The sequence below is a fragment of the Geobacter sp. FeAm09 genome (assembly GCF_008330225.1).
Classification (GTDB): Bacteria; Desulfobacterota; Desulfuromonadia; order Geobacterales; family Pseudopelobacteraceae; genus Oryzomonas.
Genome location: NZ_CP042466.1, coordinates 692,501 through 705,018, shown reverse-complemented (window position 1 = coordinate 705,018; position 12,518 = coordinate 692,501). Strand labels below are relative to the sequence as shown.

9 protein-coding genes, 2 rRNA genes and 2 pseudogenes (1 of these 13 cut by a window edge) are annotated in these 12,518 nt (G+C 62.3%); 6 read left to right on the top strand and 7 right to left on the bottom strand.

Going from position 1 to position 12,518, the window contains the following annotated elements:
• Positions 1–83: 83 nt before the first annotated feature.
• Both FO488_RS03265 and cobO read right to left on the bottom strand, forming a co-directional pair.
• Entirely contained in the window at positions 84–488 is a 405-nt protein-coding gene (locus FO488_RS03265) for a cobalamin B12-binding domain-containing protein (RefSeq protein WP_149209239.1), read from the bottom strand.
• A 205-nt stretch (positions 489–693) separates the two neighbouring features.
• Positions 694–1,227, bottom strand: a pseudogene (gene cobO, locus FO488_RS03260) (cob(I)yrinic acid a,c-diamide adenosyltransferase); the annotation flags it as partial.
• A gap of 209 nt (positions 1,228–1,436) precedes the next feature.
• Between cobO and FO488_RS03255 the strand changes: the two are divergent.
• The 3 genes and pseudogenes from FO488_RS03255 (at position 1,437) to larA (ending at position 6,236) form a co-directional block, all read left to right on the top strand.
• A pseudogene (locus FO488_RS03255) lies at positions 1,437–4,411 on the top strand (NAD-glutamate dehydrogenase domain-containing protein).
• Between the two features lie 161 nt (positions 4,412–4,572).
• Positions 4,573–4,818, top strand: a complete 246-nt coding sequence (locus tag FO488_RS03250; protein ID WP_149209235.1) for a YtxH domain-containing protein — start codon at positions 4,573–4,575, stop codon at positions 4,816–4,818.
• Positions 4,819–4,973: 155 nt separating this feature from the next.
• Positions 4,974–6,236 carry a nickel-dependent lactate racemase gene (gene larA / locus FO488_RS03245; RefSeq protein WP_149209233.1) on the top strand — a complete coding sequence of 421 codons (1,263 nt, stop codon included), beginning with the start codon at positions 4,974–4,976 and terminating at the stop codon, positions 6,234–6,236.
• 109 nt (positions 6,237–6,345) lie between these two features.
• Here the strand turns inward: larA and FO488_RS03240 are convergent, their stop codons facing one another.
• The gene (locus FO488_RS03240) at positions 6,346–7,605 is read right to left on the bottom strand and encodes an OmpA family protein (protein ID WP_240732159.1); all 1,260 of its coding nucleotides are present in this window, start codon (positions 7,603–7,605) and stop codon (positions 6,346–6,348) included.
• Positions 7,606–7,864: 259 nt separating this feature from the next.
• On the opposite strand from FO488_RS03240, the gene hemB reads away from it, so the two are divergent.
• Entirely contained in the window at positions 7,865–8,842 is a 978-nt protein-coding gene (hemB, locus tag FO488_RS03235) for a porphobilinogen synthase (protein WP_149209231.1), read from the top strand.
• Between the two features lie 16 nt (positions 8,843–8,858).
• Here hemB and FO488_RS03230 read toward each other — a convergent pair whose 3' ends face one another.
• Together FO488_RS03230 and FO488_RS03225 are read right to left on the bottom strand one after the other, a co-directional pair.
• Positions 8,859–9,311 (bottom strand): hypothetical protein, encoded by a 453-nt coding sequence (locus tag FO488_RS03230; protein ID WP_149209229.1) that lies wholly within the window; start codon positions 9,309–9,311, stop codon positions 8,859–8,861.
• Positions 9,312–9,349: 38 nt separating this feature from the next.
• Positions 9,350–10,231, bottom strand: a complete 882-nt coding sequence (locus FO488_RS03225) for a L,D-transpeptidase (protein ID WP_149209227.1) — start codon at positions 10,229–10,231, stop codon at positions 9,350–9,352.
• A gap of 159 nt (positions 10,232–10,390) precedes the next feature.
• Between FO488_RS03225 and FO488_RS03220 the strand changes: the two genes are divergently transcribed.
• Together FO488_RS03220 and FO488_RS19270 are read left to right on the top strand one after the other, a co-directional pair.
• The gene (locus FO488_RS03220) at positions 10,391–11,458 is read left to right on the top strand and encodes a low specificity L-threonine aldolase (RefSeq protein WP_149209225.1); all 1,068 of its coding nucleotides are present in this window, start codon (positions 10,391–10,393) and stop codon (positions 11,456–11,458) included.
• A gap of 28 nt (positions 11,459–11,486) precedes the next feature.
• Positions 11,487–11,645, top strand: a complete 159-nt coding sequence (locus FO488_RS19270) for a hypothetical protein (protein WP_168205849.1) — start codon at positions 11,487–11,489, stop codon at positions 11,643–11,645.
• 238 nt (positions 11,646–11,883) lie between these two features.
• Here FO488_RS19270 and rrf read toward each other — a convergent pair.
• Both rrf and FO488_RS03210 read right to left on the bottom strand, forming a co-directional pair.
• Positions 11,884–12,000 (bottom strand): 5S ribosomal RNA (rrf, locus tag FO488_RS03215).
• A 137-nt stretch (positions 12,001–12,137) separates the two neighbouring features.
• Positions 12,138–12,518, bottom strand: a 23S ribosomal RNA gene (locus FO488_RS03210); it runs 2,574 nt beyond the window's last position.

Sequence of the window (12,518 nt, the reverse complement as noted above, 5' to 3'; positions counted from 1 at the left end):
CGGCATGAGCGCGGCCCGTTCGACGAAAAAGCCGCCCCGGCAATCCAGGGCGGCTTTTTCACACAAAAGAGTTCCAGCGACCGTTATGCCCGCGGTATCACGTTGTCCTTCACCCAGGAGACGATGTCGTCCGTGGAGGTGCCGGGGGTGAAGATTTCGCAGATGCCGGCCGCCTTGAGGCCCGGGATGTCGTCCTCGGGGATGACCCCGCCGCCGAAGACCTTGATGTCGTCGGCGTTTTTTTCCTTGAAGAGCTGGCAAACGCGGGGGAGCAGGGTATTGTGGGCGCCGGACAGGATCGACAGGCCGACGCAGTCCACGTCCTCCTGGATGGCGGCCGAGACGATCTGCTCCGGCGTCTGGTGCAGGCCGGTGTAGATGACCTCGAAACCGGCGTCGCGGAAGGCGCGGGCGATGATCTTCGCCCCCCGGTCGTGACCGTCCAGCCCCGGTTTGCCCACAAGCACGCGTAATGTTCTTGAAGCCATGAAAGGTACCTCCGACTTGAAATTTATAAACAGAAGCCGTTCATCGTTATTGTTGTGGTGGCTACATATCTGAATCGTAGGGGCGAACTGCCGTTCGCCCAACCAGGGCGCATGAAACACAGGGCGCATGCAATGCGCCCCTGCGCCAGGATCTGCATAGATTAAGAATTCGCAAAAGCTCGATGGACATCTCCCTGATTCGTGGTCACATCTCGATGCCCGTGCGGGCCGGCACCCCCGCCTTGTAGTAGTGCTTGACCTCGCGCATCTCGGTCACCAGGTCGGCGGCCTCGATCACCTTTTCATGGGCGTTGCGGCCGGTCAGGACCAGTTCCGTCCTTTCCGGCTTGAGGCTCATGAGTTCCAGCACCTGCTCCACATCCACCAGGCCGAAGCCCACGGCGCCGTTGATCTCGTCCAGGACCACCAGATCGTACTCGCCCGAGGCGAGGATCTCTTTGGCCCGTTCCAACGCCTCCTGGGCCGCCCTGCGGTCCTCGGCGATATCCTTGGTGTTGACCCAGCCGGGCCGGCCGGTCTGGATGATGGTGAACAGGGGGGCCAGCTTGCCAGCGACCAAGTGCTCGCCGTAGGGGCCGCCTCCCTTGATGAACTGGAAGACGCACACATTGAGCCCGCGGCCTATGGCCCGCAGGGCCAGGCCGAGAGCCGCGGTGGTCTTACCCTTGCCGTTGCCGGTGTACACCTGTATGCAGCCCCGCTCCAACATCATGCGCCGCTCCCGGTTCGAATCCCGCCAAGCCCCGCTGGTGCCGGGCTCTTTGCGATTACAGCAGAATAAAACAACGGTGTTTGACTATAGCAATTCGGCCCGGCGCGGTCAAGCAAAGGATTGCCGCGGCAATTGCGGCCAGGGCATTGCGCGGAGGCCCGGAAACGGTATACTATGGGGCACGGCCCACCATCCCACGCACCAGGAGCACCCCCATGAACCTTCCTTCCGTTATCCGCCGCTCGGCCAGGTCCGAACGGGAAATCGCCGGGCAAAACGCCGACTGGCTCCAGCGGCACATGAGTCCCTACTTCTTCCAGTCCATGGCCGACGAGGAAGAGGCACTGACCTTGCTGGCCCGCGAGATGGGCAGACTGCGCGACAACCGCAGCCTGATCCTGACGGATCGGCAAAAACGCTTGGTGATCGCCTGCGTCAACCAGCCCGGCTCCCTCTACGAGACCCTGCGCCGGGTGGGCGAGCAGGAGATTTCCTATGCCATGTTTTCCCATTCCAACGCCCCCATGCCCGGCATGGAACACGAGTTGGAAATACAGCGCTTCGAGTTCGACCGCCGCCAGAACCACGAGATCGACCTGAACCGTCAGGTGACAATCCCCCCGGCGCTGACGCGCAAGATCCGCACCGAACTGCGCTGTTCCTTTCCGGAGTTCGACCCGAAAAAGCTCGAGCCCCTGCTGAAAATTCTCTGGCTCAACGACGAGGAGTTTGTCCGCATGACGCCGCCGGCGCGGCTGGCCTGGCTCATCTGGCTCTTCGAACGGGGCAACGCCGCGGGCGGCCTGTTCCTGGACATCAGCGAAGTCATGCGTGAAGAGCGCCCGGAAACCCGGGTCCTGTTCGCCGTGGGCAACCCGCCCCAGGACGAGTTCCTGCTCCAGGTGCTGGAAATCTTCAACCGCCTGGATATCGGTATCCGCCGGGCCTACTGCCACACCATCTCCAACGGCATCCATCCGTACTTCCTGGGGGCTTTCTTCGTCATCAACCGCCAGGGCACCCCCCTTAGGCCGGACGGCGAACTGGCGGCGCGCCTGACGCGCGAGTTGTGCACCACCCAGATCATCGCCACCTCCTCGCCCGCCTACCGGGACTATGTCACCGAAGGGCAGATGTCGGGCGAGGATGCGGCCCTGGTCAACGCCTGCATCGCCTTCTGCCACACCAGCCTGGCCCACAGCCAGCCGGACCGGTTCGGCCTGGATGACGTACAGAAGGCTTTCTACGACCATCCCGAGATGGCCCAGCGATTCATCAGCCTGTTCCGGGCGCGCTTCGACCCCGACCTGGCCGGGCGGGAGGCGGTCTACAACCACCTCCTGGCCGAGACCCGCGAAGCGGCCGAGGAATACAACACCGGCCACCGCTGGCTGGACGACATCCGCCGGGCCGTCTACCGCTGCTGCCTGCTGCTGGTCACCCACACCCTCAAGACCAACTTCTTCGTGGTGGCCAAGCAGGCCCTGGCCTTCCGCCTCGATCCCGCCTACCTGCGCGAGTTGGGGCACGAATTCACCGCCGACCTGCCCGAGGCCCTCCCCTTCCGGGTGACGTTCTTTTTCAGCCGCTACGGCGCCGGCTACCACGTGGGGTTCTCGGACATCGCCCGGGGGGGTGGCGCACGGTCATCGCCCGGAGCGCCGACGACTACATCACCGCCGCCAACACCCTCTTCCGCGAGGTGTACGTCCTGGCCAACACCCAGCACTTCAAGAACAAGGACATCTACGAGGGGGGCTCCAAGATGACCCTGGTGCTGGACGCCTCCGACCTGGAGCAGGCGGGGGGCGAAGCGGAGAACTGCCGGCTCTACAAGCTGCAATACGGCATCGCCAACGCCTTTCTGGACATCTTCGTGACCGACGACGGCCGGGCCCGGGACCCGCGGGTGGTGGACTACTACGGCGACGACGAGCCGATCGAGATCGGCCCGGACGAGAATATGCACGACGGCATGATCGAAGCCATTGCCAGCCTGTCCAAGAAGCGGGGGTACCTGCTCGGCATCGGCATCATGTCCAGCAAGCGGATCGGCATCAACCACAAGGAGTACGGCGTCACCTCCACCGGCGTGGTCAAATTCGCCGAGATCACCATGGCCGAGGCGGCCGGCATCCCTTTGGACGCCGCCCCCTTCTCCCTAAAGATGACCGGCGGCCCGGGCGGCGACGTGGCGGGCAATGCCCTGCGCATCATGCTGGAGCGCTGCCCGCTCATGCAGGTGCGCCTGATCCTGGACGGCACCGCCGCCCTGTACGACCCCAGCGGCATCGACCGCAAGGAACTGGGGCGCATCGTCCTGGCCCACGATCTGGACGCCTTCAACCCCAATGCCCTAGGCGAAGGGGGCTTCATCATCTACCGCACCGGCCGGCGGATCGAGGGACTCAAGGAGACCCACCGCAAGGTGGCACGGACCACGGGTGGCCTCGTGGAGGAATGGCTCGATGTGGATGACTTCCACCGCGAGTACAACAGCCTCGTCTTTACGGTAAAAACCGATCTCTTCATCCCAGCCGGAGGACGGCCCGAGACCATCGACGGCCAGAACTGGCGCTCCTTCCTCGACGCAACCGGAGCGCCTTCGGCCCGGGTGATCGTGGAGGGGGCCAACTCCTTCATCACCCCCGAGGCCCGGGTCAACCTCCAGAAGAGCGGGGTGGTGATCATGCGCGACGCAGCGGCCAACAAGTGCGGCGTTATCTCCTCCTCCTACGAGATCATCGCCAACCTGCTCCTGTCCGAGCAGGAGTTCCTGGATCACAAGGAGGCGTACGTCAGGGACGTGCTGGCCATCCTGGAGAAGAGGACCGAGGACGAGGCGCGCCTGATCCTGCGGCGGCGGCGCGAATCCGGCGACAGCCTGCTCTACACCGAGATTTCCGATACCATCAGCCTGAACATCAACAGCTTCTACACCCGGCTGTTCGACTTTTTCTCCGCCCGGCCGGAACTCTGCCTGCAGCCCCCCTTCCGGAAAGCGGTCCTCAACCATCTGCCCCAGCTCCTGCGGGAGACGCCGGCCTTTCGGAAGCGCATCAGGAACCTGCCCCGCAAATACCTCTGCGCGATCCTGGCCGCCGAGATCGGCTCGTCCCTGGTCTACACCGGCAACCGGGACACGGATTTCGAGGAGATGGTGAGAAGGCACCTGGCACGGACGTTGTGAAAGCCGTCTCCCAAGCGATCCGAGGGGGGCGGCTCCGGGATGCGCTTTTTCGCGGCACCGGAAAATTTTGCTTTATGTTGCAACGCCCACTGTGCTAGATATGGAGTCGATCCATTGACTATTTCCGCAATCACGATTGCCACACGATAAAGGAGCCTGCCATGTCAAACAACAACGATAATGCCGCAGCAGCCGTCATAGCCTTTGTCTCCGGCGCCGTCATCGGCGCTGCCGCCGCGCTTCTCCTCACCCCGAAACCGGGCCGCGAGGTGCGGGAGAAACTGACCGACCTGGGGGAAAGCGCTGCCGAGAAGATGCGCCGCCTCGCCCGGGAGGCGAAATTCAAGGTTTCGCCCAAGGCAAAGAACGGGGACTTCCAGTACGACGGCGGCGACGCCTGGATCTGAGCCTCCTTCCGGCCTCTGCGCCGGAGGGGAACGACACCACGGGGATGAACCGGATGAGGGGGATGTGCAGACGTCCCGTTCTCCCGTTCATCCCCGTTTGATTATGGGGATTCATCCCCTCTCGACGACGGTTCCCTGCAAAGGAGGCCCCTACCGTGGATCTCAAGTACGGTTCAACCTCGTTCCCGCTCCAACTCCCGCCGGAGCGCCTGGCCGGCATCATCGAACCGGCCATCCCCCCGACAGCCCACCCCCCCGAAGAGACCGTCTCCGCGGCGCTCGACGCCTGCGAGCCCACGCTTGCGGGCTTTGAGCCGGGGGACCGGGTCGTCATCATCACGTCCGACATCACCCGCTATACCGGCAGCGAGATCTATCTCCCCCTGCTGGTGGAACGGCTCAACCGCCGGGGGATACCGGACCGCACCATCGAGATCCTCATCGCCCTCGGCATCCATCGCAAGCAGAGCGCCCATGAGCACGAAAAGATTCTGGGATCCCTCCATGGCCGCATCAAGGTCAGCGACCACGACTGCGACGACCCCGCCGGCCTGGTCGTGGTGGGAAAAACCTCTGCCGGCATCGAGGTCAGTATCAACCGCCGGGCCGTGGAGGCCGACCGGCTCATCCTTACCGGGGTGATCGGCTTCCATTACTTCGCGGGGTTCGGCGGGGGGCGCAAGGCGGTCCTGCCCGGCATCGCCAGCCGCCAGGCCTGCATGGCGAGCCACTTCTGCGTGCTCAACCCCCAGCCGGGCAGCGGCAAGAACCCGCTGGCGACCACCGGCAACCTGGAGGGGAACCCGGTGCACCAGGCCATGGTCGAGGCCTGTGCCATGGTCGAACCGGACCTGCTCCTCAACACGGTCCTCTCCCCGGACAAGCGCATCATTGCCGCCTTTGCCGGGCAGTGGCGCGAAGCCCACGAACGCGGCTGCCGCTTTTATCGGGAGCAGTTTTCCTACCCGGTGGCGGCCAGGGCCGATCTGGTCGTGGTTTCCTGCGGTGGCTTCCCCAAGGACATCAACCTCATCCAGGCTCACAAAGCCATGGAGTACGCCTCCCAGGCTCTCAAGCCGGGTGGGGTGATGATCCTCCTGGCCGAATGCCGGGACGGTTTCGGCAATGCCACGTTCTTCGACTGGTTCCGCCATCGTACCCTGGACCGGTTCGAGGCCGCCCTGCGGGAACGGTACGAGATCAACGGCCAGACCGCCTATTCCCTGCTGCAGAAGGCGCAGCGTTTCACCATCATCCTGGTGTCCCGGCTTCCCGACCGCCAGGTTGAGGAGATGGGCCTGGTGCCCGCCCCCTCGCTGGCGGCGGCCATGGAAAAGGCCGAAGCCCTGCTGCCGTCCCCATGGCGCGCCCTGGTCATGCCCGAGGGGGGGAGCGTGCTCCCGGTGGCACCATTCTGATCCGCCCCGCGGTTTTCAGCCTGCAAACGCACAAACGCCCTTCCGGGAAATCCCGGAAGGGCGTTTGTGCGTTCATGCAGCGGCCGGGTCATGGCCGCAGGCTCTGGAATTACTGGCCGTTGCAGGTGAAGTTGGCGTCGATGCGGCGGTTCTTCTGCTTGCCGGCGGCGTTCTTATTGCTGGCGACCGGCTTGGTGGGGCCGTACCCCTTGGCACTGATCCGCTCCGCGGCGATGCCGAAGTTCTTGATGATGTACGCCCGTACGCTCTCGGCGCGGCGCTGGGAGAGATCCATGTTCATCTTCAGGCCACCTACGTTGTCGGTATGCCCTTCGATGACACCCTTGGCACCAGGGTTTTCCTTGAGGAAATCCCCCACCTTTTTCAGCTCGTCGTGATACTTGGGCTTGATGTCGGACTTGGCCGTGTCGAACTGAATCTCCAGGGTGGTGGGGCTGCACAGCTTGGCAACCGGTTTGGGCACCACCACCGGCGCAGTGACCGCGATCTTGGCCGCGCTCGTGACGCTGCCCCCTTCGCCGTTGCAGGTCAGGGTGTAGTCGGTGTTATCGGCAGGCGTGATGCTCATGGAACCCTGGGGCGGAACCGCCCCGATGCCGGGCTGGATATCGCAGGCCGTGGCATTGCGGGAGGTCCAGCTCAGGGTGGCGGGCTCTCCCTTGGTGACGGCTGCTGGGGCAACCGCCAAGGTGCTCGTAGGGGCGACAGGTGCCGGAGCGGGAGCCGGCGCAGGCTCCACCGCCTTGGGAGGCTCGGGCGCCGGAGCAGGAGCCGGCGCAGGTGCTGCCGGGGCCTCGACCGGTTTGACGACCGGTGCCGTCCCGCCAAAGGGGATATAGGCGCCGACCGTGTATTCGACGTTGTTGTCGGTCGTGCTGTTGACGCCGCCGGACTTGTAGATGATATGGCGGACATCGCCCCGCAGCGCGAAGTTGTCGGTCAGGAAGTATTTCAGGCCGGCACCGTAGTCAAAGGCCCCCTGGGGCTTGTTGTCGTTGAAGTTGAGCCCCGCGTAACCCGCTGCCACGTAAGGAACGAGGGTGTTGTCCGGGAAGAAGTGGTACAGCAGTTCGCCGCCGTAACGGTACATGTCGTATTTCTTCGTCGATTTGGTCCCCTCGGTATGGGCGTAATCGAAGAGCGCCTCCACGCCGAACGCCTTGGTGAAATTGTAGCCGGCCCGGGCGCCGTACACCGGGCTGGTTTCAAGATGCTGTACCCCGTCATACGTATAGCCGCCGATCACGGGGGAGAGGGAGAACGTCCCCTCCTTGTTTCCGGCCGACGCAGCCGTTGCCATCGCTGCGATGGAACCGGCCACGATCAATGCGAGTCTTTTCCTCATCATAAATGTGCTCTCCTTTCATGGCATTAATTAATAAAAGAATAGTATCTACCACTAACTGCGGTGCGACGCAACCCAAAAGACAATTTCAATCCCTTACACCACACCGGGGTTATCATTAAGTGTAACGCGAAATCACCCCATGGCAAGCGGAGGATTATTTTTCGCTGCCGGCCCCGGTGATGGGTCGTGCCGCTTGCATTATGCCCGGGCGTTGCAGTATTATTTTTGGATACATCTTGTCGAGGAAAGGGAGGCAACCATGTTTTTCCCCCAGTTCAGGGCACGCAGGATTCGCGGCAGCGAGATATTCCGCCGGATGGTCCGCGAGACGAGCCTGTCGGTGAACGATTTGATTTACCCGATGTTTTCGGCATTCGGCAACGGGCCACGCAAGGAGATTTCCTCCATGCCGGGCATCTACCAGCAGTCCATCGCGGATATCGTTGCGGAGGCCCGGGAGGTGTACGCCTTGGGCATCCCGGCGGTGATTCTCTTCGGGATCCCGGAGACAAAGGATGCGGTGGGAAGCGACGCCTACTCGGATACGGGCATCATTCAGGAGACGATTCGGGCGTTGAAGAAGGAAGTGCCGGGGCTGGCGGTCATCACCGATGTGTGCATGTGCGAATACACCGACCACGGCCATTGCGGCGTCATCAAGGACGGCGACGTGGACAACGACGCCACCCTGGAACTCCTGGCCAAGGAAGCGCTTTCCCATGTCAAGGCGGGCGCGGACATGGTGGCCCCCTCGGACATGATGGACGGCAGGGTTGCGGCCATTCGCGAGATCCTGGACGACAACGGTTTCGACGGCATCCCGATCATGAGCTATGCGGTGAAGTACGCCTCGGGGTATTACGGCCCCTTCCGGGAGGCGGCAGACTCCACCCCTCAGTTCGGCGACCGCCGCTCCTACCAGATGGACCCGGCCAACCGCCTCGAGGCGCTGCGCGAGGCGGCGTCGGACATCGAGGAGGGGGCCGACATCATCATGGTCAAGCCGGGCCTCCCCTACCTGGATATCCTCCGGGACCTGCGCAACGACTACAACCTGCCCCTGGCGGTGTACAACGTCTCCGGGGAGTACAGCATGATAAAGGCCGCCGCCCTGAACGGCTGGATCGACGAAGAGCGGGTCGTCATGGAAACCATGCTCGGCTTCAAACGCGCCGGCGCCGACATCATCATCACCTACCACGCCAAGGATGTGGCCCGCTGGCTGAAGCAGCGGTAAGCAAGAACGACTACAACTAGTTACTGTCGTTAAGCCGCTCCTGCATCTCCTTCTTCTGCTTCCTGATGGTCCCCTCCTCTCTTCCACCAAGAGAGGGGGGGCTCATCTCCGGCAGCTTCGACGGCAGCTTGGGAAGCGACAGGCCCCTGCCGGCGGGCTTCTGCGCGGCGGCCGCCTGCACCGGTGCTGCGGGCGTTGGCGCCGCTGCCGTGCCCTTGTGCGGTATCGCGGCATGGGGCTGCCGACGCACGGCGCGATGATGCCGCTTGGGGAAGGTCCGTTTCATGTCGATCTCCGATGGCGCATACTCCGTAAGGGTATCCCGGTTGACCAGCACATGAACCTTCCCCGGGGAACGCCAGACCGATTGTGCGTCGATCCTGCCGCCATCCTTCAGGTAGACCCTGGCCGCCAGGGAAGGCGTCGCCAGGGCCAACAACATCAGAGCCGCAATAATCATCCGCATCATATTACCCCCCGCATTCAGGATTATCTTCCGCCACGGCGTTACCGCCGGAACGGACTCTGGGGCAGATACCGCGGCAACTCCCCGCGGACCTCGACCTCCGGAGCATCTTCCAACTCCTCCAGGTTCCCGCTATCGTCCTCGTAATCCGCCTCCCCCACGGCCCAGGCATACACCTTTTCCGAATCCAGCAACACCGGCTTGTCCGGGAACCCGAAAACCCGCTTCTGCATCGCCTCGTCATAGAGCCCGATACAACCGTGGGAGGCGGGGCGGCCCGGCAGATCCCGGGCATGGATCCAGTAGCCGACGCTCTTCTCGTCGATATGGAAGCGCATGGCGTTGTCCATGGGATACTGCTCCGAATCGTCCTGGGTTTTGTAGAGGGATGACGTATGGTTCTGATCCCGGGCGCTGATGCGGAACTGCCCCGTGGGGGTCGGCGCTTCGGCCCTGCCGGTGGCGGCGGGAACGGATATGACCAGTTTGCCGTGCTCATACCCCCCCAGCCACTGCTCAGTGAGGTCCACCAGGATATACTTGTCGTGGCGCCGGGCCGGTTCGTAGAAACGCGGCAGCGGCGTATAGCCGCGGATATCGGCCATGTTGTCCGGCACCTTGATCGTCATGCCGGGGTACACGTGACGCCGGTCGATGCGGTTGAAACGCGCAACCCAGGTCCAGTCGTTGCCGAAGAGCGTTTCCAGGGTCTGGTTCGGCTGAATGAAATGGGGGTGCCATTTGATGGCCTTGAGGCTGGGGTACTCCACCCGGGAAAGGTCCTCCATCGCCTTGTCCGCCGGCGAAGCGCCCGGTTCGCTGGTTTCTGACGGGGTACGCAACACGGTGAATCCTACCAGCAGGGAGGTAAACAGGAATACCAGCACTATTTTGTGGGAAAGCCGCATTCGGCTGGGACGCATGGGAAATCCTTCCATTCTAGAAACGTAAAATAACTATAATATTCGCTTACCGTCAGATATTCAACCCCTTGCTGCCCGTTGGACAATAAATATCTGGCGGCACGGCGGTTCTCCATGCTATTTAGTTCACCAAACAAGCGGTTATATAGGAGGGCATCCATGCCATCGGACGACCAGCATACCTCGCAACCGATCTTCAACCAATTCGCCAGCGACAACTACGCAGGCATCTGCCCGGAAGCATGGCGCGCCATGGAGGAGGCCAACCACGGCTTTGTCTCGTCCTATGGAGATGACTGCTGGACCGAACGCGCCTGCGAGAGCATCCGCCGCCTGTTCGAGACCGACTGCCAGGTCTTTTTCGTCTTCAACGGCACGGCGGCCAATTCATTGGCACTGGCCTCGCTGTGCCGCTCCTACCATAGCGTTGTCTGCCACGACATGGCCCACATCGAGACCGACGAGTGCGGCGCCCCGGAGTTCTTTTCCAACGGCACGAAGATCATGCACACGCCCGGCACCAACGGCAAGCTGGATCTGCATGCGGTGGAACTCGCCATCACCCGGCGCAGCGACATCCACTACCCCAAGCCGCGGGTCTTGAGCATGGCCCAATCCACGGAACTGGGGACCGTCTATACCCCCGGCGAGATCCGCGCCGCCTGCGACCTGGCCCACTCCCACGGCCTGCGGGTGCATATGGACGGGGCGCGCTTTGCCAACGCCGTGGCAACCCTGGGGGTAACGCCGGCGGAAACGAGTTGGCAGGCCGGTGTGGATGTGCTCTGCCTGGGCGGGGCCAAGAACGGCATGGCTATCGGCGAGGCGGTGGTCTTCTTCGACCGTGGGTTGGCCGAGGAGTTCGAGTACCGTTGCAAGCAGGCGGGGCAACTGGCCTCCAAGATGCGCTTCATCTCCGCGCCCTGGATCGGGATGCTGGAGAGCGGTGCCTGGCTGCGCAATGCAGCAAACGCCAACCGCCAGGCCCGGCTTCTGGCCGACGAACTGGCCAAGATCCCCGGGGTAAATCTGATGTACCCCTGCGAGGCCAACGCGGTCTTCACGGAGATGTCGGAACAGGCCACTACGGCGCTGCGCGCAGCCGGCTGGCACTTTTATTCTTTCATCGGCACCGGCGGCGCCCGCTTCATGTGCTCATGGCTGACCACGGAGCAGGATGTACGAAATTTGGTGTCAGCGGTCCGGCAAACGTGTGGGGAACGGTAACGGCAAGGACACATGGGAGGAGGGAATCATGGTGAAGACGGCGACATTCGAGGCGCTCCTGGCGGACGCGGTTCCTGACGGCACGGGCGGCTATACTTTTACGCTGGAGGGGAAAAGCTACACGCTCAAGGACAAGGACGAGGTACGTGGCATAGCGGAGCTCCACGGTTACATCATCATCTACTGAAGCGTTCTTTCGACAGGTGTTTTAACGGAGGTACACGGAGGAGAATCACAACGAGGGGAGCGGCGGGAACAACGGCATCCGGTACCGTCTTGTGGCTTCCTCCGTGTCCTCCGTGTCCTCCGTGGTGTGGGGGGAGTAAAGCAGCGGCAGCCTTTTCGTGTCGAGTCTTATGGAGCTTGGAGTGTATAAACGCAACGAGCCCTTCAGGATTGTTCCTGAAGGGCTCGTTGCTATTTATTCCCGGCGGCGACCTACTTTCCCACACAGCTACCCGTGCAGTATCATCGGCCCTGAGGGGCTTAACTTCCGTGTTCGAGATGGGAACGGGTGTGACCCCCTCGGCATAGCCACCGAGAAATCGTTGGCAAGGATGCATTCTCATGCGTCCATGCGAATCGTTATCAATTGCATTGTGGTTTAGGTTTGTTGTTTTGTCGATTTATATCCGGCCCGGGGGAAGGAGAACCTTCCCCCTGACCGTATTTTATTTTTATGGTCAAGCCTCACGGCCGATTAGTACCGGTAAGCTGAACACATTGCTGTGATTACACACCCGGCCTATCAACGTTGTGGTCTACAACGGGCCTACAGGGGTTGTTACACCCAGGGATACCTAATCTTGAAGGAGGCTTCCCGCTTAGATGCTTTCAGCGGTTATCCTTTCCGTACATAGCTACCCAGCGACTGCGCCTGGCGGCACAACTGGAACACCAGAGGTACGTCCATCCCGGTCCTCTCGTACTAAGGACAGCTCTTCTCAAGTATCCTACGCCCACGGTAGATAGGGACCAAACTGTCTCACGACGTTTTAAACCCAGCTCGCGTACCGCTTTAATTGGCGAACAGCCAAACCCTTGGGACCTACTTCAGCCC

What these genes read in the sequence shown, in the direction of transcription:
- FO488_RS03230 (WP_149209229.1), bottom strand. Translation starts at nt 9,311, where the DNA reads ATGATGCGGATGATTATTGCGGCTCTGATGTTGTTGGCCCTGGCGACG.
- hemB (WP_149209231.1), top strand. Translation starts at nt 7,865, where the DNA reads ATGTTTTTCCCCCAGTTCAGGGCACGCAGGATTCGCGGCAGCGAGATA.
- FO488_RS19270 (WP_168205849.1), top strand. Translation starts at nt 11,487, where the DNA reads ATGGTGAAGACGGCGACATTCGAGGCGCTCCTGGCGGACGCGGTTCCT.
- FO488_RS03225 (WP_149209227.1), bottom strand. Translation starts at nt 10,231, where the DNA reads ATGCGTCCCAGCCGAATGCGGCTTTCCCACAAAATAGTGCTGGTATTC.
- FO488_RS03265 (WP_149209239.1), bottom strand. Translation starts at nt 488, where the DNA reads ATGGCTTCAAGAACATTACGCGTGCTTGTGGGCAAACCGGGGCTGGAC.
- FO488_RS03250 (WP_149209235.1), top strand. Translation starts at nt 4,573, where the DNA reads ATGTCAAACAACAACGATAATGCCGCAGCAGCCGTCATAGCCTTTGTC.
- FO488_RS03220 (WP_149209225.1), top strand. Translation starts at nt 10,391, where the DNA reads ATGCCATCGGACGACCAGCATACCTCGCAACCGATCTTCAACCAATTC.
- FO488_RS03240 (WP_240732159.1), bottom strand. Translation starts at nt 7,605, where the DNA reads ATGATGAGGAAAAGACTCGCATTGATCGTGGCCGGTTCCATCGCAGCG.